The sequence below is a fragment of the Thermoflavimicrobium daqui genome (assembly GCF_003313465.1).
Classification (GTDB): Bacteria; Bacillota; Bacilli; order Thermoactinomycetales; family Thermoactinomycetaceae; genus Thermoflavimicrobium; species Thermoflavimicrobium daqui.
In genome coordinates, this window is record NZ_KZ845664.1 from 13201 (window position 1) to 36944 (window position 23744).

Here is a 23744-nt window from a genome sequence, read left to right on the forward strand (position 1 = left end):
TTTAGTGAATATAGTATCTCTATTGGACATTCAAGTTACTGGAAGGCTGTTGACAAACTATCACTAAGGAAACTTTGTCAACAGCCGATATTTTTCCTTTTATTTTGTAGATGGTTTGAATATACTTCTTTATTTCTTATCTTTGTAGTCTAAAAAATAAAGATTGGAACAAAGAAGCGGAACGGGATAAAGATGGGAAAAATAAATCTAAACCAACTCGTATGTGTTTGTCTATTGCTTCTTTGTGTTGAATATTGAGCTGGTATAAATATAATTCCATTTTTCCGAACCTCTTTAATTGTCCCATAAAGGACTTTCCCATTTTTAAGAAGAAGCTTAGTAGGCTTTCCAATATGCTGAAGATTTAATTGATGTGGTGGAACATATTTAAACTTTTTCATACTTCTCCCCCTCATTCAATTTCGTACATACACATAGGTTCAAAGATCATATTTTTGAATCGACTCGACTCGGGACTAAGTGTTTCAAAAGCATAGACTTAAGGAGTTATCTTGGACTTTGAAATCTAATGGTCAGCTCAAAAAGATAAATGACTGATTAAGAGGGTAACTGCTATTTTATATAGAATCATATGTAATAATAAGAAAATTGGAACAAGGTGAAATAACCAAATTTAGCATATAGGAAAAGAAAGAGGCTCATATGAGTTGAATAAGGGGGATACTTTTTGCCTAAATTGTAGCATGATATGAGGAAATGGATCATATATGTACGTTAATGTGATTCTGTACTGTATATGATCGCATTGATTATTTTATTAGATTGGAATTTTCTATTAGAGGTTATTGCATGAATCAGCCACGGATCACTTCCTCACTAACTACCGCCCAATATCAGTCAAAAGTCGATTCTAGACAAAAACCATTTGCGGCTTCGAGTAGGAATGATCTAGGTTTTGAGTCGAATGATGCAACATGCTCTAGTATTCATATCTAGTAGAAAAAACTTGCATATCTAAAATAGCTCTTGGAGTCCTATCTGATACACCGTCTGGTAGACTAATTCGCCGATAGCACTACCCAGTGGGCTTAGAATACCAGTGTATTCATGAAGATAGCGACCGATTGACTGCTGAGTACTGGCAATAACAATGGCATCCGTGTTGGTGCCAGTGGCAAGATGACCATCCTGATCTTTCACTCCTAAATCTTGTAAAGCTGCACTTTTGGCTTCAGTAGCAGTGATAATGGCGTTAACCATAGCATAAGAAGTGAGAGATCCGTCGATTACAATGATGATATTGATCGTTCCAGGTAAAGGATTCCAAGTATGAGTAGCGATTTTTTTACCTGCACGTGTGGCGTTTCCAAAACCGGCGGTTGTCCAGACAGCTAGACGAAAGAATTCGTTTTCACGAGTCTGGAATGTCCCCCTTTCAATATAAGCTGCAGTAAGTAGAGTAACTGTATCGGTCAAGGAAAAGCCATTTTCTTTTAACCAAGTTTGTGTCTCTTGTCTAGGGCTTACTGGGCAGTAGGACTTAGGTACATGACGGTTTACAATCGTAGTTGCTTGTTCTTTACCAATAATAGCGCTAGTTAATACTTGCAAAGGTTGAGCAGACTGGATCACAAGATATTCGGGATTGGCTTGATAAGAGATTGGCCAACTTGAAGCCGTAAATACAGTATTCATCATATAACCTTCCTTTAAAGATAGCGAATGAGTAGAAATTAGTTTAGGAGACCAACTGAATATAATTAGTAGTCACTATTCCCATATAGGGTGGTTTTCCTTTTCTGGAAATACAGAAAAGGAAAACCAAGTAGAGGTAGCTTTATTTTAATCTTTTTTTATTTTTAAGATGTTGGCGCTGTTCATGAGATCTTTGTTTCCAAAGTTTTTTCTCTTCTAGTTCTTTCTTTTTATCTGTTTTCCTAGCGTGATAATCGAGTTCTTTTTGTAACTTAAGAAAAGAAATATATCGCTCTAGCTTTAATGTTCCGTCGCGTAAGGCTTGCAAAATGGCACAGTCTGGTTCAGATTGATGTGAACAATTTCGAAAATGACAGGAATCGGCAAGTATTTGAATATCAGTGAATGTCTCATCCATTCCAGTGTGAATATTCCCAATTTGAATTTCTCGCATACCTGGTGTATCGATTAGACAGCCGCCGTGAGGAAGAGGAATTAGCTCACGATAGGTAGTGGTATGCCTTCCACGTCCATCTTTCTCCCGAATGGCTTGTGTTTTTTGGACTTCCTGTCCCACAAGTTGGTTAGCGAGTGTTGACTTTCCAACACCAGAGGAACCAAGTAAGCCAATAGTTTGTCCAGATTGGAGATAGGTAGTTAATTCGTCTATACCTTGATTCATGTAGACACTAATGCAATGAATGGGTACACCAATAGCAATTTGTTCGACTTGTCTTCGTTTTGAGTCGATATCATAACATAGATCGGCTTTGCTTAAAATAATAATTGGCTGAGCTCCACTCTCCCAAGCGAGAATTAGATACCTCTCAAGTCGTCGCATATTTAAGTCTTCATGAAGGGATTGTACCAAAAATACTGTATCCATGTTGGCACAAACGATCTGTTTTTCTATAGTGGATCCTACAGCTTGTCGCCAAAAAGTGGTGCGACGCGGAATAACACGATGAATGACCGCTTTTGATTCCTCTTTTTGCAAGGTAAGCGCAACCCAATCACCAACGCATGGATAATCAAAAGAATAGACAGCTCCAAAACGGAATTTTCCAGAAATCGAAGCTAAAACTTCTCCATGTTCAGTAATCACACGATAAAGACGTTTATGTTGTAAGATAACTCGCCCTAATTCAAACCCCTCTTTGGATAATATTTCTTTAATTTGGTTATGTTCAGACTTCCAACCATAATTTTTAAGAATCAATTGAATTTCCTCCCTGTGTATTAGGTTTCACAGGGAAATTTATTTTTAGATGAATAAGGTTTCCCTGTGATTCTCTTTCGTTTTAGCTTCAATCCATATCATATTGACATCACTCCTTCGAATTGATGTATTCAAACTATAAAGGAATATTTACTTATTTTAGCATACGAGAGACAAACTTAACCAACATGTTTTTAACGATGAGAGGACAGACTGTAAACAAGAACTTGGAGTGAAGGATGGCGAACAGGATGATCAATGAAAACGAGCGTAGACAATTGATTGAGCAACTAATTAATGAAAAAAGACAATTGGAAAGTCGATTAAATCGCACCCGTCATTATGGACTTGAGACAGGGATGAACGATTCAGTTGGCGAGCTCTCAGGATATGATAATCATCCAGCTGATTTAGGGAGTGAAATGTATGAACGAGGGAAAGATTTAGCCTTAAATCAAGCTGATGAAAGACATTTACATGAAATCGAGGAAGCGTTAGGGAGAATGGAATCAGGAGAATATGGTTATTGTAAAGTATGTCATCAAGCCATTCCATTTGAGAGATTGGAGGCAATTCCCACGACTGCTTATTGTAAAGAGCATTCACCTGAACAAATTTCCTCCATAAAACGTCCTATAGAAGAAGAAGTCATGGGATTTTATCAACATAAATTTATGGATCGTAGTGATTATAATGGTTATGATGGAGAAGATGCTTGGCAAGAAGTTGAGCAATATGGGACTTCAAATCCACCCGATTATTTTCAAGATGGTGAGAGTTATAATGAGCTTACTATTGATCATAATGAGCAGCGTGGTTATGTCGATTTAGTCGAAGGTTTTACTATCACTGATATGGACGGAAATAGCCCTGAAATCACCGAAATCACGCATAATGAGCCGTATCGACTGAAAGATCATGAAGAAAAAGAACGTTTTTAAGAGATAGAGTTTACAGCGGTTCGTTATATAAAAATAACGAATCGCGATTTTTGCCCGTTATTCTTTATATCGTCATTTAACCTATTTTCTTGTCTCTTCTTTGTTAGCTATGCTACAATCAGGTGGTAAATTGAACTGAGGAGACAGGAGGAAGAGTGGTTTGCGCTACTTTTTATTAGCTATAGTAATTGTAGCATTGGATCAATGGTCGAAATGGCTTGTGGTAAGCAAAATGGTTTTAAGTGAATCAATTCCTATTATAGATGGCTTCTTCTATATCACCTCGCACCGAAATCGAGGAGCAGCTTTTGGAATTTTGGAAAATCAACAATGGTTATTTATTATCGTTACTTTTCTTGTTATTGGTGGTGTAATCTATTATATCTGGAAAGAGAAAAAAAGTTCACAACAACCTGTGATGCTGTGGGCACTTTCCCTTATTTTAGGTGGTGCAATTGGAAATCTAATTGATCGAATTCGTTCAGGTGAAGTCGTTGATTTTATTCATTTACAATTTGGTAGTTATCATTATCCGATTTTTAATATTGCAGACTCAGCGATCGTCATTGGTGTTATCCTATTTGCGATTTTTATGTTATTTACCCCAGATATAGAAAAAAAGAAAAATCAAGAGGTGGGGGAGTCTTAAGTGGAGGAACACTTTGAAGAATATTCATGGTGTATTGAAGAGGGACAAAGTGGTGAAAGATTAGATAAGGTTGTATCTACTTATCAAAGTGATTGGTCACGTGTTCGTGTTCAAGATTGGATTAAGCAAGGATTTGTAACGGTAGATGGTTTGAATAAGAAAGGGAACTATAAAGTAAAAACTGGAGAAGTCATTAAGGTCCAAGTACCTCCTGTCGAAGAACTGGATGTAGAACCGGAAGCAATCCCTTTAGATATTTATTATGAGGATGATGATGTCCTTGTTGTTAACAAACCGAGAGGGATGGTGGTTCATCCAGGACCTGGAAATCCATCAGGTACTTTAGTGAATGCTTTGCTTGCGCACTGTCAGGGAGAGCTATCGGGTATTGGAGGCGTAGCACGACCAGGGATTGTACACCGGATCGATAAAGATACTTCAGGCTTATTAATGGTAGCAAAAAATGATATTGCTCATCACTCCTTAGTGGAACAGTTAAAAGAACACAGTGTTGAGCGGTTATATGTAGCGATTGTACATGGTCTTATTCCACATCAACATGGGATGATCGAGGCTCCGATTGGACGTGATATGCAACATCGACAAAGAATGACGGTTGTTGAACGAAATGGAAAGCATGCAGTTACTCATTTTTCAGTACGTGAACGATTAAAAGATACGACTTTGATTGAATGCCGTTTGGAAACAGGACGAACTCACCAAATTCGTGTTCATATGAAGTATATTGGTTATCCTCTTGTTGGTGACCCGGTGTATGGACCTAAGAAAAATCCATACCCCATCGCAGGACAAGCTTTACATGCCCAAGTAATCGGTTTTACACATCCGCGAACGGGTAAAAGAGTGCGTATCGAAGCCGAGCCCCCTGAGGATTTTCAAAAGGTTCTTCGTATTATGCGATCCCAGAAGAAAGATTAAAAATGAAAACAAAAGACTCTGAAATAAACCGTATCACATACTGAACTATCAATTTTTCAGATAAGGGTACGGTTTTTATCTTAACGAGATCAGTGGAAAGGTTTTTAAATATTTAAAGCTAAAGTCCTTTAAATAAGAGGTTTTAGGACGTTCGTATATAGGTAATGAGGTGTTAAAAAGGGAATACCAATATTCCCCTCCTTATTATATTTGACATTACCCATCGTTTGGGAGATAATACTTTTAGTCAAAGAAAGGAACCTTTAAATCCAGTCCCGTGAGGCTGGCAAGGGCACGGATCTATGAAATTGATAGGAGAAGACAGGTGACTTGTATCCTTTTTGGAAAACCATCGGAGAGGGTACAAAGAATCGCCTGCTGATCCCTTGTGCTTCTTGTCCAGTCACGGATAAGAAGTTTTTTTATATCTAAAGAAAGGGATGAAATCATGGCTGGTGACAAAGAGATTTTAGATGAAGCGGCTATTCGCCGAGCACTGACTCGCATCGCCCATGAGATTATCGAGCGTAATAAAGGTGTAGAAGAGTGTGTTTTGATCGGCATTCGAACAAGAGGAATTTTCTTGGCACGTCGATTGGCTGAACGTATCGAGCGAATCGAAGGTGTAATGCCTCCCATTGGAGAACTAGATATCACTCTTTATCGTGATGATTTAACAGAAAAAAGCTCACAACCTGAAGTAAGGGAAACCCAAATTCCTGATATCACAGGCAAAAAAGTGATTCTGGTAGATGATGTCTTGTATACAGGGCGTACTGTACGAGCGGCGATGGATGCAATCATTGATCTAGGTCGCCCGCAAATGATTCAACTAGCTGTCCTGATTGATCGAGGTCATCGTGAGTTTCCCATCCGCCCTGACTATGTAGGAAAGAATGTACCAACGTCTAAAAAAGAAGTCGTATCCGTTTATGTTAATGAAGTGGATGGAAAAGATCATGTTACGATCACAAGTGAATAACCCCTTTTAAGACGGTCCCGTGAGGCTGGCAAAGGGAGATAATAATACTTTTTTGGAGAAAGTATGTCTCTTTGCCGTGTCTAAGGCAAAGAGTTTTTTTATACTCAAATATAAGGAGTTGATTCTTTTGAAGAAAGCGATTCTTATGGATGTCCATGAAAAGCCCCCACTTCATCAGTGGTTTTTCCTTAGTATGCAACATTTATTTGCTATGTTCGGTTCAACGATTTTGGTTCCACTTTTAACGGGGCTAAGTCCGGCAATTGCTCTCATGTCAAGTGGAATCGGAACGATCGCTTATCTGATTGTCACACGAGGGAAAATTCCCGCATATCTCGGTTCTTCATTTGCTTTTATCGTACCCATTATCACGGTTTCTCAAGGAGGAAAAAATTTAGGGGATGCGTTATTCGGTTGTTTTTTAATCGGACTCATGTATGGGATTATCGCTTTATTAGTCACAAAGTTTGGCGTGAAATGGTTAGATCAATTGCTTCCGCCAGTGGTGATTGGTTCGGTTGTTATTGTGATTGGACTTGCGCTCGCAGGAACAGCCGTCGATATGGCTAGTAAAAAAGATGTAATTCAAGCAGTGCCAACCACTGCGGCTCAATTGCAAAGCTTACCAGGCTCGATTAAGAATGTAGATTTAGCTCATGGAACTGTTACTTTAAAGGTGTACTCTCTGGAGTATTTTATTGTAGCTCTTGCAACTTTAGCGTTAAGTATCATCGCTCTGCTGTTCTTCCGCGGATTCTTGAAAATCATCCCGATTTTAATAGGAATTATCGGTGGTTATATGGTTGCTTATTGGATGGGGATGGTTGATCTTACACCGGTTATACAAGCGAAATGGTTTGAGCTACCTAAATTTACGACTCCCACAGTGTCGTGGAAAGCTGCGATCGTGATGATTCCAGTAACGTTGGTGGTCTTAGCAGAACATATCGGTCATCTATTGGTTACCTCTAACATTATGGAGCGCGACTTAGCTAAGGATCCTGGACTTCACCGTTCTCTATTTGGTGATGGAATAGCTACCATGATTGCGAGTTTAATCGGTGGACCACCAGCTACAACGTATGGAGAGAATATTGGAGTAATGGCGATCACAAGGATTTTCAGTGTGTTTGTAATCGGCGGGGCCGCTGTACTCGCGATTTCCTTTTCCTTCATCGGAAAATTATCAGCTTTACTCCATTCCATTCCTACACCAGTGATGGGTGGCGTCTCTATCTTGCTCTTTGGGATTATCGCCTCGGCAGGACTTCGCACCTTGATTGATAATCGTGTTGATTTTACCAATCAGCGCAATATGGTTATCGCTGCGGTAGTCTTGGTGATTGGTATTGGTGGTGCGGTACTAAAGTTCGTGGATATTCATATCGAGCTCGAAGGTATGGCTCTAGCTACTGTCATCGGTATTCTACTCAATCTTATTTTGCCGAAGCAAGATGAAAGAGAAGCTATACAATCAACAACCGAGACTGCTTAATTAGGCAACAACACAATGGGAGGGAGTTCATATGCTTTTGGAACAAACACATTTAATAGATACAAAAGATCTTTCCCAAACAGAAATTGAAGAGATCTTAGAAAGAGCAGCATTCTGGGAACAAAATCGAGCTAAAAACCTCGTACCATTTGCTGGGCGTTTTGTGGCCAATCTATTCTTTGAGCCAAGTACACGAACTAAATTTTCTTTTGAGGTCGCTGAAAAACGATTAGGGCTTGAGGTGCTTAACTTTAGTACAGCCCATTCAAGCGTAGCGAAAGGTGAATCACTTTATGATACGGTGAAAACGCTCGTTTCACTTGGGGTTGAAGCGGCAGTGATTCGTCATCAAGAGCCAGAAGTCATCTCCGAACTCTTAGAGAGAGATACAGGTTGTGTAATTGTGAATGCGGGTACAGGTAAAACAGCCCATCCTACACAAGCTTTGCTCGATCTATATACGATGAAAAAACACTTTGGTCATGTCAGTGGGCTAAAGGTAGCGATTGTAGGAGATATTGCGCATAGTCGGGTGGCACGTTCCAATCTATGGTGCTTAGGAAAAATGGGGGCACAAGTGATGCTAAGCGGTCCGCCAGAGATGAGAGATCCTGACTTGGAGAAGTTTGCCCCTTATGTACCATTTGATGAAGGTTTACAAGTAGCAGATGTAGTGATGATGCTCAGAATTCAATTAGAACGTCATCAGGATCCAATCTTTCATGCTCAAGATCAATATCATCAAATGTTTGGTCTAACAAAAGAAAGACTGAATCGGATGAAGCCTGGTGCAGTTATTATGCACCCTGGTCCGTTTAATCGTGGGGTAGAAATTGCAGATGAACTAGTTGAACATCCTCGTTCCAAAATTTTTGAGCAAAAGGCAAATGGAGTATTTGTACGAATGGCTGTCTTAGAAAAAGTACTCCAAGGAGGGCAAGAATTATGAAAACTTTGTTGAAAAATGGGCTAATGCTGGACGAGCAGAGTAAGAAGCTGGTGAAAAGAGATATTTTGATTGATGGAGAGATCATTGCCAAAATCGCATCTGAGATCGAAGACGAAGAAGCCATGCAAATAGAAGTCGCTGAAAAATTGATTACTCCAGGTTTTATCGATCTACATGTGCATTTACGTGAACCCGGTTTTGAACAGAAAGAAACGATCGAAACAGGAACTTATGCAGCAGCGCGCGGTGGATTTACCACGGTGGCTTGTATGCCCAATACACGCCCCCCTATTGACTCTGTCCCTATTGTTGAAGAAATTCTAGAGAAGGCAGAGGAAGCGGGCTATGCACGTGTACTTCCGATCGGGGCGATTACTGTACGTCAGCTTGGCCAAGAGTTAACGGATATGGAAGCTTTGAAAAAAGCGGGTGTGGTTGCTGTATCCGATGATGGTGTAGGGGTACAAAGTAGCAAAATGATGAAAGAAGCGATGCGAAAAGCTTATGCTTTAGGGTTACCTGTGGTAGCGCATTGTGAGGATAACAGCTTAGCCAAAGGCGGCTGTGTCCATGATGGAGAATTTGCAAAGCGATATGGCCTACAAGGGATTCCTAGTGAAGCAGAATCAATTCATGTGGCTAGAGATATTCTACTCGCTGAAGATATTGGGGTACACTACCATGTTTGTCATATCAGTAGTGAACAATCTGTTCGTCTTGTTCGTGAAGCAAAAGCACGAGGACAAAAAGTAACAGCCGAGGTCACACCTCATCACTTATTACTTTGTGATGAAGATATTCCTGAACCCAACCCAATGTTTAAAATGAATCCGCCGCTTCGCTCGAAAAAAGACAGAGAAGCCTTAATCCAAGGGTTAAAAGATGGCACGATTGATGTGATTGCGACAGATCACGCTCCACATACGCTACTTGAAAAGCAACAGGGAATGGAACGTGCACCATTTGGGATTGTAGGTCTAGAAACAGCATTTCCTCTTCTATATACGAATTTAGTAAGAACAGGAGAGCTAACTTTAGCAGAACTTATCGAAAAAATGACCCGAAAACCTGCGGAATTATTTGGTCTCCCTTATGGTGTACTTGCGGAAGGAAAAGTTGCTGATATGACAGTGATTGACCTTGAATCAGAACGACCCATTGATCCAAGTGCCTTTAAATCCAAAGGTCGGAATACTCCTTTTGCTGGAACCTATGTTTATGGTTGGCCAGTGATGACCTTTTATAAAGGAGTTAAGACTTGGGATCAAGCAGATATCTTTGTCACCTTTGAAGAATAAGAATTGAAAGAAGGAAGATGCCCCAACCCGATTATAGTGATGGATTTCACTTTAAGCAGGATACCTAAGGTGAAATCCATCAAAGGGGCAAGGTGATTGGTATCATCATATTATCTCAATTGGAGGGACACTTGATGAAAGCGCGGTTAATCTTAGAAGATCGAACAGAGTTTATAGGGACTTCTTTTGGAGCGAAAGGAGAATCCTTGGGTGAGGTCGTGTTTAATACCAGTATGACAGGTTATCAAGAAATTTTAACTGATCCATCTTATTGTGGACAAATTATTACGATGACTTACCCTTTGATTGGAAACTATGGACTAAATCGTGATGACTATGAATCTTTAAAGTCCAATGCCCATGGCTTGGTGGTTCGTGAGTACCAAGAGTTTGCCAGTAATTGGCGGAATGAGATATCGATCGGTGATTGGCTGAAAGAGCAAGGAATTATCGGAATATCTGGCATCGATACCCGTATGCTAACGAGAAAACTACGCAAGCATGGAGTGATGAGAGGATTGCTTACCACGAGTGATGAACCAACGGATGTTTTAATCGAGCGTCTTAAAAATAGTCCACACATGCATGATCAAGTAGCTAGGGTTAGTACTAAAAGCATTCATATTTCTCCCAATTCGGGTAAGCGAGTGGTGTTGCTAGACTTTGGTGCCAAGCATAATATCAAGCGAAAACTGGCTGAATTGGGATGCGAAGTCATATCTGTACCATATCACACCTCGGCTACAGAAATTCTTCGTTTCCGTCCTGATGGAATCATGTTGTCCAATGGACCTGGGGATCCCAAAGATGTACCCGAAGCGATTGAAACGATTAAAGAACTACTTGGAAAAGTACCGATCTTTGGAATCTGTATGGGACATCAATTGATTGCGCTCGCTTGTGGAGCAGATACGGATAAATTAAAGTTTGGCCATCGTGGTGGAAACCACCCAGTCAAAGAGCTAGAAACAGGTCGAACAGTAATTACACCACAAAACCATGGCTATGCTGTTACTCATGAATCTCTGGAAGGGACTTTACTCGAAGCAACCCATATCGCATTAAATGATGGAACGGTTGAAGGGATATGTCACAAAGAGTATCCTGTTTTCTCTGTTCAATATCATCCAGAGTTTGCACCAGGACCACGTGATTCTGAATATCTGTTTGCTCATTTCATAAATTTGATGGATGCATTTGCTAAGAAAGGGGAAGAAGTATATGCCTAAGGATCAAAAGCTTTCAAAAATCTTAGTGATTGGCTCCGGACCCATCGTGATCGGACAAGCTGCCGAGTTTGACTATGCAGGAACACAAGCTTGTCAAGCTCTTCGGGAAGAAGGAATCGAAGTCGTATTAGTTAATAGTAACCCAGCGACCATTATGACAGATACAGATATGGCCGATCGCGTTTATATTGAACCACTCACACCCGAGTTTATTACCCAAGTGATTCGAAAAGAAAGACCGGATGGACTTCTTCCCACTCTTGGAGGACAAACTGGACTAAATCTTGCCGTAGAATTAGCTAAACAAGGTGTACTGAAACGCGAAGGAGTAAAGCTTTTAGGGACCGATCTTCGTGCGATTACTTGTGCTGAAGACCGCGAACAATTTCGTGATTTGATGAAAGAGCTTGGGGAACCGATCCCACCAAGTACGATTGTGCATACGATTGATGAAGCAATCACTTTTGCAAATGAGATAGGGTATCCGGTCATTGTTCGCCCTGCTTATACTTTGGGGGGAACAGGTGGTGGAATCGCCAAAAATGAAGCGGAACTTAGAGAAACCGTAGATAATGGCTTACGTTATAGCCCGATTACGCAGTGCTTAATTGAAAAGAGCATTGCAGGTTACAAAGAGATCGAATATGAAGTGATGCGTGACGCGCAAGACAACTGTATCGTTGTATGTAATATGGAAAACTTTGATCCCGTAGGTGTTCATACTGGAGATAGTATTGTATTTGCACCTAGCCAAACGTTATCGGATCGGGAGTATCATATGCTGCGCGACTCAGCCCTTAAAATTATCCGTGCCCTTGACATCCAAGGTGGTTGTAATGTGCAGTTTGCACTTGATCCACATAGCTTTAATTACTATGTCATTGAAGTAAATCCACGGGTAAGCCGTTCTAGTGCACTCGCTTCGAAAGCGACAGGATATCCAATCGCTCGGATTGCTGCGAAAATTGCGGTAGGATATACACTGGATGAACTGAAAAACCCGGTTACGGGTCAAACGTACGCCTGCTTTGAGCCTGCTCTTGACTATGTTGTCAGTAAAATACCACGTTGGCCTTTTGATAAGTTTGTTTCCGCCAACCGGAAGCTAGGTACGCAAATGAAGGCAACAGGTGAAGTGATGGCGATTGGCCGGACTTTAGAAGAATCCTTACTCAAAGCGGTTCGTTCCTTGGAAATTGGTGTTGATCATATTCATCTTCCAGAAGCTGGTGAATTAAGTGATGAAGTGATCAGAAAGCGTTTGGTCGAGGTCGATGATGAAAGAATCTTCTTACTAGCCGAATGGTTCCGACGTGGCTATTCACTCGAAGAGGCGCATCAGCTAACCAAAATTGATCGTTACTTCCTATATAAGCTCAGCAAGATTATTGATCTGGAACGTGACCTACAAGCAAATGGGCTTGATAATGAGAAACTCCTCCAAGTGAAACGAACTGGATTTACGGATAAAACGATTGCAAGACTGGTAAGTGTATCAGAAGAAGAAGTACGTAAACTACGTCAATCACTAGGAATTCGTCCTGTCTATAAAATGGTAGATACTTGTGCTGCCGAGTTTGAAGCTGCTACACCTTACTATTACTCCACTTATGAACAAGAAGATGAGGTTGAAAAAACAGACAAGAAAGCGGTACTAGTACTCGGATCCGGTCCCATTCGAATCGGACAAGGGGTTGAATTCGACTACGCCACTGTTCATGCCATCTGGGCCATTCGTCAAGCTGGGTATGAAGCGGTCATTATCAATAATAATCCAGAAACGGTATCAACCGACTTTAATACTTCTGATCGTTTATATTTCGAGCCACTCTATAAAGAAGATGTTCTCCATGTGATTGAAAAAGAGAAACCCGTTGGTGTTATCGTTCAATTTGGTGGACAAACTGCCTTAAATCTGGCTTATCAGCTTCGCGAGGAAGGCATTTCGATCTTAGGAACCTCGCTTGATGCAATTGATCGGGCTGAAGATCGGAAACGTTTTGAAGAATTGCTACGTCAGACTTCGATTGCGCAACCACCCGGTGCGGCGGTTACCTCGATTGAAGAGGCAGTCACAGCGGCAACTCATATCGGTTATCCAGTTTTGGTACGTCCTTCTTATGTCTTGGGTGGACGTGCGATGGAAATCGTTTATAGCGAAGAGGAATTGCGTGCTTATATGAAAGAGGCTGTGAAGATAAATCCTGAACATCCTGTCTTAATTGACCGCTACCTCCAAGGAAAAGAGTTAGAAGTGGATGCGATTTGTGATGGCGAAGAAGTGCTTATTCCTGGAATCATGGAGCATATCGAGAGAGCAGGAGTACATTCAGGGGATTCGATTGCTGTATATCCACCCCAATCACTTACCTCAGAACAAAAAGAGCGGGTATTAGAAATTACAACGAAAATTGCCAAAGCACTGGATACAAAAGGGTTAATTAATATCCAGTTTGTATTACACAAAGAGGAAATTTATGTACTGGAAGTAAACCCACGTGCTTCACGGACAGTACCTTTCTTAAGTAAAGTGACAGGGATTCAAATGGCTCAAGTGGCAACGAATATTATTCTAGGCAAAAGCCTCAAAGAGCAAGGATATACAGGAGGAATCTGGCCAGAAAGCCGTGAAATCGCGGTCAAAGCCCCCGTCTTTTCCTTCGCAAAACTACGTCGAGTTGATATCACCTTGGGTCCTGAAATGAAATCGACAGGTGAAGTGATGGGACGGGATCTCGATTATGCTCGGGCTGTTTACAAAGGCTTGATTGCATCTGATATCACTCTTCCACGTTTTGGTACTGTTATTGCTACCATCGGAGATAAGGAAAAAGAAGAAGCGATTTCGCTCATTCGCCGTTTTAACCAGCTAGGCTACCGAATTGTAGCGACACAGGGAACAGCACAAGCATTGCAAGAAGCAGGGATAATGGCAGAAGAAGTAAACAAACTCAAAGAGGGATCACCTCATATTCTTGATCTCATTCGTCAAGGTGAAGCTGATTTGGTCATTAATACATGGACTCGTGGTAAAACACCAGAGCGGGATGGATTCCGGATTCGTCGCGAAGCAGTGGAACATGGCATTGCTTGTCTGACCTCTTTGGATACAGTCGATGCCTTACTCACCACTCTTGAAGCGATTTACCTCTCAGCTGAACCGATTGGTCAGCCTGTGCAGCGTAAAGCAAATAAAGAACTGGTTACGGTATAACCAAATCATTGATCCGATTTCCTGAAGCAGAGGAGATCGGATCTTCTCAAGTAAAGAAACATTCTTTGAAAGGGGAATAGGGAGATGGAGATACAGAAACAGGTGATTATCGCCCTAGACTTTCCAGAAAAAGAGCAGGCGGAAAAAATGCTCACACACTGGGATGGGAAGGAAAAGCCGTTTATTAAAGTAGGATATCAGCTATTTTATCGAGTGGGTCCAGAGTGGGTGGCAAAGCGTAAAGAAGAAGGATACTCCATTTTCCTTGACTTAAAGCTACATGATATCCCCAATACAGTAGCAAAAGGTGTGGAATCCATTTGCTGTCTTGGTGTTGATTTTCTTACCATTCATGCTAGTGGAGGAAGACAGATGATCGAGGCGGCTCGTGAGGCTGCTGAGAAAAAGACTAGCGGAGAGCGGATTCGCCTCTTAGCTGTTACACAGCTAACGAGTACAGATCAATCCATGCTCAATGACGAGTTGGGAATACCAGGAACGATTACCGATTCGGTAGAGCGCTATGCGAAGTTAGCCTATGAGTCGGGAGCAGATGGAGTCATCTGCTCTGGGCAAGAAGCTAGCTTGATCAAAGCAGCAACATCATCTCATTTTTTAGCTGTTACACCAGGTATTCGTCCACTTGGTCATGATGTACAAGATCAAAAACGTGTAGTGACACCAACAGCTGCAATCCAAAATGGGGCAGATCATCTGGTCATAGGGCGACCGATTACAGGGGCACCATCACCGATTACAGCTTATGAAAACATTCTTTCTGAAATCAAACAAGCACGGGGGTTATCTTTATGACAAAAACATGGTCGTTATCAGAAGCTATCAAACGTACTGGTGTACTCAAAGAAGGACACTTTCTCTTATCTTCCGGTCGGCATAGTGCTAGATACATGCAATGTGCTCAATTATTACAACATCCTCAAGAAGCAGAAGCAGTGGGCCAGGCACTCTCTGATCTATTTAAAGATCAAAAAATTGATCTGGTGGTCGGTCCGGCGCTCGGTGGTGTGATTATTGCCCATGAAGTAGCTAGAGCCTTAGGAGTTCGTTGCTTGTTTACGGAACGAAAAGCAGGAACGATGGAGTTACGCCGTGGCTTTACGATTCAGCCTGGTGAGCGTGTCCTCGTGATTGAAGATGTAGTCACAACAGGTGGTTCAGTCAAAGAAGTAATCAAGGTATTAGAAGGGTTAGGGGCGGAAATCGTAGCGATTGGCTCCATGGTCAACCGGAATCAAGGACAAAATCCATTTCAATATCCCTATCAAGCATTAACTGAAATCCATATCGAAAGCTATACTCCAGAAGAATGTCCACTCTGTCAACAGGGTATTCCAGTGATTAAGCCTGGAAGTCGGAGTACATTGAAGGAAGCATAATCTTCCATTATAAAAAGTTGTACACTTCCCGAAAAAGCTTGTATCACGTCTAAAGTGGTACAAGCTTTTTGTATGTCTCTTCGTTTCTAGGATTATTATAGTGGACTAGAATGTAGATGAATTCTCGTCTTTTTTATTTGAAATTAATTTGAAAATATTATTATAGAAGAGGTAGTTTTTCTATAATAGTTAAATTTAATATAAGATAGATTAAGTTAATAGGTTAAAAAGAAATTGTTTCAGGACTGTTGATTTATATAATATTGGAATAGGCTGAGGGCATACTTTCAAATAAGGAGAAAATCAACATGATGCAACCCAAAGAGAAGTTTGATCATTTGTTTCAAAAACTATCTGAGGAAGATAAAAGGAGTTTACTAGACTATATGGAGTATTTGGTTACCCGGGCAGAACAAAAGATATGGGAGGATATTCCTGATTTTGATCATCCTTTTTCGGAAAACCAACCTGCAAGTAACCGTGAGAAAGAAGAGTACCTTACTTTGGAAGAGTTAAAGAAAGAATTAAACCTATGAAGTTTTTGCTGCAAACGAAAAGACACCTCACAGAGTGTGAAATAGATGATCATACTTTGTGAGGTGTCTTTTATCTAGAGTAACTCGGATAAAGAATGAATCTTCTCTTTTATGATTGCTTGGGCTCCCCATTCAAATGGTGAGCTTGTATCTGTCCAGCAGTACAAATGTCAAAAAGACTCCTCCTTTGAATTGACGATACATCGAGGGCAGGTTGACAATTGAAAATAAATTTAGAAATATGGTATTGATAACGATGGAACAAAATAAACTCATGTTGGAACTCGTTATTGAGTGGTTACATCGGGTAAAGGAATATAAAAAAGGGTAACAAATGGTTAAAAGCTTAGTAATTTATCAATGAATGTTTAAGTCTAGGAGAATGGATTGCATTACGATATGATAAAATAGAAAAACAAACTGTATGGATATAGTAATCATAAACAAAATACATAAAAAAGTATATTTATTTTCGATTTGTAAGTACCATGAACTAGATAAGAGGTAATGTCGTGAATGCACAAAGTATCCTAAATCAGATTGAAGAGCTACTTTTTTCCGAACAAGATGGATTGTCTACTGACATGCGATCAGGTAGAATGTTTGAAGCTGAAAGGGTTGAAAAGGTTTGCGAAAGTATTCGAGAATTGGGAAGGTTGTACGCTGACTTAGATGTTTTTCCAGCAGCAAAGCTTTTAGTTGAAACCTACCCAGAATTTGTTGATTTTGCAGAAATTGTTCGGATTAAAACAGAAGACCCAGAGCAAGTAGAGTTTGTTTTAGAATGTGGTACAAAGATTCGTGACGAGATCAAAGCATGTTTAAAAGTAGATGAATTTACTGAACGACTGAAATACAACCCGATTTTATATGCGTTGATTGCTCAATTTACCAAGGAAGGAAATCTATTTTTTAAGTTGGCAAATGGTGCAGGACTTGATGAACCAGCATGTAGAAAAATTCTTAAACTAATGAAAATGTTTTGTGATAAATGGTATCAGGAGAATAATACGAGAGAGCTACCTAAAGTCGTAATAAGCATGATGATTACACTAATGAGTATCAACACATATATATATTGGTACGAAAATGAATTGAAAAATGAAGAAGAAGCAGATCGAATTGAAGAAATCTATGATGAGATCGCTCAAGCGGTTGTAAGTTGTTTTTAGTATTTCGATGTATTATATTCTGAAACAGAATTATAATCTATAAAAAGTAGTCTGTTTATATGAGACTACTTTTTATGTACAATGAAGGCTATTAAATGGCATGGAAATATTTCTAGTAAATATCCGTGTTGTCGATTTGCATAAAGATGGGTTTTATCGAAGGTATATTTTCGTTATGTGACTAATCATGTTTAGTACGATGACTGCTAAACAAAAAAATCACCCAATTCAATTGAATTGGGTGACTATTTGAAATATAGTTATTCCTTTCCGAAGTATTTTTCATATATTTTATCATAAGTACCATTTTCACGGATTTTCTTTAAGCCTTCATTCATTTTGTTAAGGAGCTCTTTGTTCCCTTTTTGAACCAAAATGCCGTATTGTTCTATTGGCAAAGAAGAATCTTCGACAGTTTTAAATTTATCTTGTCCCAGCTTTTTGAGATAATCAATGGCTACCGCTTTATCAGTTACTACTGCATCTAAGCGCTTTAATTGTAGATCATCAATTGCACCAGGCGTATCATCATAACCTTTGAGATTTGAATAGGTTTTACCGAATGCATTTTTTACGACTTCTTCTCCCGTTGTACCAGCCATGACACCGATTTTTTTACCATTTAGCTCTTTGAGTGTTGAGATACTAGAACCTTTTGGGAGAAGAATTAATTGTTTAGCATCAAAATAGGAGTCACTAAAATCATATTTTTTCTTACGATCTTCTGTAATTGTAATAGCAGCCATTGCTACATCTGCTTTTCCACGATCAATACTATCAAAAACGGCATCCCAGCCCATATGTTTCTTTTCTATATCAAGACCGATTTCTTTGGCAATTGCGTCTATAACGTCTATGTCAAATCCAGTAAGTTTTCCATCCGGCCCGACTTTTTCAAAAGGAGGAAATTGAGCCTCTGTTGCAAAGCGGATTTTTTTAGTTTCTTGTTGGGGGCTATTCGCTTCTGAAGAGGGGGTTGATTGACATCCTATTAAGAGAAGACTCATAGCTATAAAAGCAGTAATAAAAATGGATAGACTTTTACGCATTCTTCATCGCTCCTTGAATTGGATCAATATAGCATTTGTTGTTACTATTTACTGATCACCAAAATATTTTTTATAGATTTGATCATAGGTTCCATTTGACTTGATTTTTGCTAAACCTTCATTTAACTTATTCAGAAGTTCTTTGTTCCCTTTCTTTACCATGATTCCATAACTTTCAGCAGGGAAAAATGGATCTTCGATTGCTTTAATTTTTGTGCTACCAATTTGAACGACAAAGATAGCTTTTTCATTTTTGTTTGTTAGGGTTTCTTGTTTTTTAATTTCAGCCTTTTGTAGTGTTTTTATATAATACTGGACTACTGCGCTATCTGTAACTACTGCATTTAATCGACCTGCTTCTAACTCTTTAATAGCAGAGGGGATATCATCAAATTCCTTTAGCTTTGAGTAATTTTCACCAAATTCTTTTTTAACAGCTTCAGATCCTGTTGAGCTTACTAGTGTCCCGATTTTGCTTCCTCGTAAATATGAAAGTGAGCGAGCGTTTGATTCAATGGGGACTAAAATTAATTGTTTAGTCGTAAAATATGGATTGGTAAAGTCGTATTTCTTTTGTCGTTCGGGAGTAATCGTAATAGAACATATGGATGCATCTGCTTTACCTTGTAATACTTCGGTAAATATAGGATCCCAGCCTACATGTTTGAAATCAGCATCCATTCCCACCTCCTTTATAATGGCATTAAAAATATCTACATCAAATCCAGAAATCACCCCATTTGTCCCTAGAGTAGTAAAGGGAGGAAATTGAGCATCTGTCGCAATTAATAATCTCTTCCCATTTGCAGAACTTTCCTTTCCGCCAAAGCCAATTTTCATATTACAACTAGTAAGAAAAAATATACTAGCTATAAGAAAAATAAAGGGAAAATTCCAAGCTTTTTTCATTACCTTTTTACCTCCAATAGCTTTGGATTTAAATATTTAAAAGGTGTACTTAAATTGCTTGAACTTACTTTCGTCCCATTCTTAGCTCATGGAATTTCTCAGTGCTTATCTCTGGAGATAATCTTATTAAGAGGCTAAGTCCAGCATATATAAGAGTGATTATTCCCTCATCCGTTAATAGTTTAATTTTTTATTGGATTATGTAATATACTTTGGATAATAAACCGATAATGCTCTCCCTCTCCTATGTATCTATTTAGATACTCCTAGAAATGGAATTAAGGTTGTTTAATTAGAAAGGGAAAAGCTAGATATATTAGTAGCTTTAATTGCAGATAAAGATTAATTTTATTCTGATATAATTTGTCCTCATTTTATTATTATTTATCCTTATTCATCAATTCAAAATTATACTATATGGATTGTGATATCGGCTATCTTTTATTTTCTATTTTGTAAACGCATTTTTTTCTTTATTATCCTTATTTATCTAATTAATTTATTTGTAGAATGGAACCTCTTATAAAGTCGAGGTTGCCCTCTTAATCAGTCGCTCACCGTTTTTGAACTCACTCCCTCTTAAGGTTTGGCGCAAAAGTCGATCCTATACAAAAACGATTCGCGGCTTCATCTAGGAATGATCTAGGTTTTGATTCGAATGATGCAACAGGCTCAAAATCGACTTTTCATCTATAAAAATAAACATTTCTTTAAATGGAACACTAGGAAGTTCTATTGAAGGAATAAAGGAGTAGGATGAGTTTAAAAAGGGGACGAATTAAGAAGATAACCTTTATAATAAAAAAATGATAGACTTAGAAAATAGCTAAATATCTTAGAAAGAGAAAGGTGATATTGGATGTCAAAAGAGATGTGGGTACAAACTCTTCAGGAGAACCGCTTACTTCGTTCTACTGATGAAATACAAGCTTTTGAAAATGCTTTAGAAACATTAGCCAAAGAAGATGCTAGAGAGGTAGCAATCAATCTTTATACTGTACTTGATGATCGTTGTGAACACTTTAAGGTAATGTGGAGACTTCTTCACTTTTTAGAATCGATTGATAAAACTGGAGAGGCTTTTATACAAGCGATTCCCATGATGAGCCATTCACAGGAATGGACTAAAACGCTATTATCACGTATTGCCAATCATCCGGAGTCACGAGTTCAGTTTCTCCAACATTTCAAGCTCGCTCCTACCTCTACCCAGCAGTATATTGAACAGCTTCTGGAACAGATGATGCAAGAGGATATGGAAAGTGAGTCTTAAATCAGGCATAGAAAAAGTGATGATCTATGTATCTGATTAGCATGATGTAATATTCTAAACTTAACGTAGATTAAAAATGCCCGCATCATTTTACATGAGATACGGGCATTTTTAAAAATTGAACAGATTACACACTTTCTACTAGGGCTATCGCTTTACTTCATAATGGATCATGATGCAGTCACCGAAACGGGAATGGCTTTTCAATTTCAAGAGAGTTTCAACGTTGTTTTTGTTGAATAGGGGAATTCCTTTACCGATTAAAATAGGCACTATAGTAATGATATACTCATCGATTGCGTCTGATTCTATGAAGCTCTCAATTAGTTTGCCACCGCCTACCAACCAGATATTGCCCTCAGACTGTAGTTTTACCTTTTTAATAAAAGAACTGATTTCTTCATTGATAAACTCTACGTTCTCATTACTGCCAGATGTGCTCTTAGAAAATACATAGCATTTTTTATCCGGATAAGGAAAGGAATCGGATAGTTCTGGCAGCTGATCATATGTTGATTTTCCCATAATCACAGTATCGATGGACTTGTAAAAATCGGGGAAACCATATTCTTCAGGATTTGACGGAGAGTTTTCAAGCAACCAATCAATATCACCATTTTCGCGTGCGATATAACCATCTAGGCTCATGGCAATGTAAACCACTACTTTTTTATGCAATAATAATGCCTCCTTAAGATTTTTGTTATGGGGAAGATCAAAGGGATATATTTATACTACATGATAAAAGATGACATCTATTGTCATCTTTTAAAAAAAGGTGGATGTCCAAATGCGTGCAGATCGGTTAATGTTAATCCTACTGATCCTCCAGCAAAAAGGAAAAACAACTACCCAAGAGCTCGCACAGGAATTGGAAGTTTCCAGTCGTACTATCTTGCGTGACATGGATGTTCTTAGTGGGATGGGAATCCCGGTTATTGCAGAACGGGGGAAAAATGGAGGATGGAGGCTTTTGGATGAATATCGTAAAACATTACTCACATTGAAGAAAGAAGAGATGGCCTCCCTTTTTCTCTCCTTTCCGGAAGCTTTACTAAAGGATTTGAGAATCGACAAGCCCTTTCAAATAGCTCGACAAAAGTTATTTTCCGCTCTTCCTTCTATGGTGGAACCCCTTGTACAAAAGTTTTGGGAACGGATCTATATTGATACAGAGCCCTGGAAGGAAAGCAACAAAAGAAATGATTGGATCGAGCCGATCTTACTGGCAGTGTGGGAGGAGAACCAGCTGCAAATAACTTATGAGCGAGCAGACGGACAAAAAAAAGAGCGAGTGATCAAACCACTCGGTCTGGTAGCACGAGGTAATCAATGGTATCTGGTAGCTATAAACGAGGATAATCAAATTCGAAGTTTCAAGTTAAACCGAGTTCGTTCTGTAACTATTTTAGATAAGCGATTTGAACGCCCAATTGGATTTAATATGACTACATACTGGAAGCAAACAAAGAGTGAGTTTGTCGCGAACTTACCTCGATACATCGTCCAAGTAGAATTATCCCCTTATACGTTTCAACGGATCAAATGGACGGATCGTTTTGTAAGGATTTTAGACGCTGGTCCACCCTTGTCAACTGGATGGATACCCGCTACTCTCCGGTTTGATACTGAACAAGAAGCAGCAGAAACGATACTTGGATTTCACAGTCAGGTCAAAGTCCTTTCGCCCACTTCCTTAAGAGAAAAAGTCAAAGAAATGGCTCGAGCAGTGTTAGACTTTTATGAAAGGAAGTGAACTACATTGCCATTAAATAAAGCCCCCCTTGATTTATAGGGGGGATGTGTATAAAATCGTTTTTTTATCCACCGATATAAGACATTTCAATTTTTTGACGGTGGGATTGTCTGGTCTGTTGAAGGCGCTCTTCCGAATAGCGATCCATCCGAGCTTGCCAAATTTCTATGATCTTGGCTTTGACTTCTTCATCGGTTGCGCCTGAGCGAACATATTCGAGTAGATTATATCCGCTTGATGCAAATAAGCAAGTATAAAGATGTCCATCAGATGAGAGACGAGCTCGAGTACAAGAAGTGCAAAATGGTTCGGTAATCGAAGATATCACACCAAACTCTTTATGGGTTCCTATATAGCGGTAGCGAGTAGCTACTTCTCCAAAATAATTGGGATTTATCTTTTCGATAGGCATTTCCGCATGAATTCGTTCGACAATCTCTTGTTTCGAAATAACTTGTTTAAGATTCCAGCCATTGGTATTACCTACATCCATAAACTCGATAAAGCGTAGAATAGTCTCTGTGTCTCGGAAATATCGAGCTACAGTGATAATCTCATCATCATTGATTCCCTTCATGACAACCATGTTGACTTTGACTTCTAAGCCGGCTTGATGAGCGGCTTCAATCCCATCTAAAACTTGTTGAACATGGTGATAGCGAGAATTAAGTTGGGAAAACCTTTCGTTATCTAGGGTATCTAGACTTACATTAATCCTTTGTAATCCTGCTTGCTTAAGCTTTAGAGCTAGATGGGGTAAGAGGACGCCATTGGTCGTCAGAGCAATATCTTCGATCATTTGAGTCGAAGAAATCATTCGAATTAGTTCTGGTAAATCTTTTCTTAAAAGAGGTTCCCCACCAGTGATACGAATTTTTGTGACACCTAAGGATGCAAAAATTCGTACGATCCTTGATATTTCTTCAAAACTAAGTAATTTGTGCTTAGGTAAAAAGACATAGTCGCGGCCAAAAATCTCTTCGGGCATACAGTATTGGCAACGAAAATTACAGCGATCTGTAACTGAAATACGCAAGTCTTTGAGTGGACGACCCAATTTATCCAAAATTCGCTGTTTCAT

23 protein-coding genes are annotated in these 23744 nt (G+C 39.4%); 16 read left to right on the plus strand and 7 right to left on the minus strand.

All coding sequences use genetic code 11. The features are described from left to right. Positions 1-149: 149 nt before the first annotated feature. A complete protein-coding gene (locus tag DL897_RS03430) occupies positions 150-401 on the minus strand; it encodes a hypothetical protein (RefSeq protein ID WP_113657754.1) in 252 nt (83 codons plus the stop codon). A 409-nt stretch (positions 402-810) separates the two neighbouring features. Between DL897_RS03430 and DL897_RS18105 the strand changes: the two genes are divergently transcribed. Then, positions 811-957 (plus strand): hypothetical protein, encoded by a 147-nt coding sequence (locus tag DL897_RS18105; protein ID WP_168188623.1) that lies wholly within the window; start codon positions 811-813, stop codon positions 955-957. Between the two features lie 18 nt (positions 958-975). Here the strand turns inward: DL897_RS18105 and DL897_RS03435 are convergent, their stop codons facing one another. After that, positions 976-1656: an adenosylcobinamide amidohydrolase gene (locus DL897_RS03435; protein WP_168188624.1), complete on the minus strand. Its 681-nt coding sequence runs from the start codon at positions 1654-1656 to the stop codon at positions 976-978. Between the two features lie 142 nt (positions 1657-1798). Further along, a complete protein-coding gene (gene rsgA / locus DL897_RS03440) occupies positions 1799-2875 on the minus strand; it encodes a ribosome small subunit-dependent GTPase A (protein WP_113657756.1) in 1077 nt (358 codons plus the stop codon). Between the two features lie 251 nt (positions 2876-3126). Between rsgA and DL897_RS03445 the strand changes: the two genes are divergently transcribed. The 13 genes from DL897_RS03445 (at position 3127) to DL897_RS03505 (ending at position 17676) form a co-directional block, all read left to right on the plus strand. Next, a complete protein-coding gene (locus DL897_RS03445) occupies positions 3127-3816 on the plus strand; it encodes a TraR/DksA C4-type zinc finger protein (protein ID WP_168188625.1) in 690 nt (229 codons plus the stop codon). 160 nt (positions 3817-3976) lie between these two features. Continuing rightward, positions 3977-4465 (plus strand): signal peptidase II, encoded by a 489-nt coding sequence (gene lspA / locus DL897_RS03450; protein WP_113657758.1) that lies wholly within the window; start codon positions 3977-3979, stop codon positions 4463-4465. After that, entirely contained in the window at positions 4466-5404 is a 939-nt protein-coding gene (locus DL897_RS03455) for an RluA family pseudouridine synthase (RefSeq protein ID WP_113657759.1), read from the plus strand. A 448-nt stretch (positions 5405-5852) separates the two neighbouring features. Next, entirely contained in the window at positions 5853-6386 is a 534-nt protein-coding gene (pyrR, locus tag DL897_RS03460; protein WP_113657760.1) for a bifunctional pyr operon transcriptional regulator/uracil phosphoribosyltransferase PyrR, read from the plus strand. Positions 6387-6513: 127 nt separating this feature from the next. Next, a complete protein-coding gene (gene uraA / locus DL897_RS03465) occupies positions 6514-7881 on the plus strand; it encodes a uracil permease (RefSeq protein WP_145962185.1) in 1368 nt (455 codons plus the stop codon). 31 nt (positions 7882-7912) lie between these two features. After that, on the plus strand, positions 7913-8830 hold the full coding sequence (locus tag DL897_RS03470) for an aspartate carbamoyltransferase catalytic subunit (protein ID WP_113657761.1): 918 nt from the start codon (positions 7913-7915) through the stop codon (positions 8828-8830). Then, on the plus strand, positions 8827-10128 hold the full coding sequence (locus DL897_RS03475; RefSeq protein ID WP_113657762.1) for a dihydroorotase: 1302 nt from the start codon (positions 8827-8829) through the stop codon (positions 10126-10128). The genes DL897_RS03470 and DL897_RS03475 overlap by 4 nt, the downstream gene beginning before the upstream one ends. Before the next feature lie 134 nt (positions 10129-10262). Beyond that, positions 10263-11357: a glutamine-hydrolyzing carbamoyl-phosphate synthase small subunit gene (gene carA, locus DL897_RS03480; protein WP_113657763.1), complete on the plus strand. Its 1095-nt coding sequence runs from the start codon at positions 10263-10265 to the stop codon at positions 11355-11357. Then, entirely contained in the window at positions 11350-14571 is a 3222-nt protein-coding gene (carB, locus tag DL897_RS03485; RefSeq protein ID WP_113657764.1) for a carbamoyl-phosphate synthase large subunit, read from the plus strand. Before carA ends, carB begins: the two co-directional genes overlap by 8 nt. Before the next feature lie 84 nt (positions 14572-14655). Continuing rightward, on the plus strand, positions 14656-15384 hold the full coding sequence (pyrF, locus tag DL897_RS03490; protein WP_113657765.1) for an orotidine-5'-phosphate decarboxylase: 729 nt from the start codon (positions 14656-14658) through the stop codon (positions 15382-15384). Then, positions 15381-15968 carry an orotate phosphoribosyltransferase gene (gene pyrE / locus DL897_RS03495; RefSeq protein WP_168188626.1) on the plus strand — a complete coding sequence of 196 codons (588 nt, stop codon included), beginning with the start codon at positions 15381-15383 and terminating at the stop codon, positions 15966-15968. The genes pyrF and pyrE overlap by 4 nt, the downstream gene beginning before the upstream one ends. Before the next feature lie 308 nt (positions 15969-16276). Beyond that, entirely contained in the window at positions 16277-16504 is a 228-nt protein-coding gene (locus DL897_RS03500; RefSeq protein ID WP_113657767.1) for a hypothetical protein, read from the plus strand. Between the two features lie 512 nt (positions 16505-17016). Further along, the gene (locus DL897_RS03505; protein ID WP_113657768.1) at positions 17017-17676 is read left to right on the plus strand and encodes a hypothetical protein; all 660 of its coding nucleotides are present in this window, start codon (positions 17017-17019) and stop codon (positions 17674-17676) included. Between the two features lie 260 nt (positions 17677-17936). On the opposite strand, the gene DL897_RS03510 is transcribed toward DL897_RS03505, so the two are convergent. Continuing rightward, positions 17937-18725, minus strand: a complete 789-nt coding sequence (locus tag DL897_RS03510) for a basic amino acid ABC transporter substrate-binding protein (RefSeq protein ID WP_113657769.1) — start codon at positions 18723-18725, stop codon at positions 17937-17939. A gap of 48 nt (positions 18726-18773) precedes the next feature. After that, positions 18774-19634 carry a basic amino acid ABC transporter substrate-binding protein gene (locus DL897_RS03515; RefSeq protein WP_113657770.1) on the minus strand — a complete coding sequence of 287 codons (861 nt, stop codon included), beginning with the start codon at positions 19632-19634 and terminating at the stop codon, positions 18774-18776. A gap of 859 nt (positions 19635-20493) precedes the next feature. On the opposite strand from DL897_RS03515, the gene DL897_RS03520 reads away from it, so the two are divergent. Further along, on the plus strand, positions 20494-20907 hold the full coding sequence (locus tag DL897_RS03520; RefSeq protein WP_113657771.1) for an Imm30 family immunity protein: 414 nt from the start codon (positions 20494-20496) through the stop codon (positions 20905-20907). A 147-nt stretch (positions 20908-21054) separates the two neighbouring features. Here DL897_RS03520 and DL897_RS03525 read toward each other — a convergent pair whose 3' ends face one another. Further along, complete coding sequence (locus tag DL897_RS03525; RefSeq protein WP_206186479.1) at positions 21055-21585, minus strand: dihydrofolate reductase family protein; 531 nt, start codon at positions 21583-21585, stop codon at positions 21055-21057. 112 nt (positions 21586-21697) lie between these two features. On the opposite strand from DL897_RS03525, the gene DL897_RS03530 reads away from it, so the two are divergent. Continuing rightward, the gene (locus DL897_RS03530) at positions 21698-22663 is read left to right on the plus strand and encodes a helix-turn-helix transcriptional regulator (protein ID WP_113657772.1); all 966 of its coding nucleotides are present in this window, start codon (positions 21698-21700) and stop codon (positions 22661-22663) included. Positions 22664-22727: 64 nt separating this feature from the next. On the opposite strand, the gene moaA is transcribed toward DL897_RS03530, so the two are convergent. Further along, positions 22728-23744 (minus strand): GTP 3',8-cyclase MoaA, encoded by a 1017-nt coding sequence (gene moaA / locus DL897_RS03535; RefSeq protein ID WP_113657773.1) that lies wholly within the window; start codon positions 23742-23744, stop codon positions 22728-22730.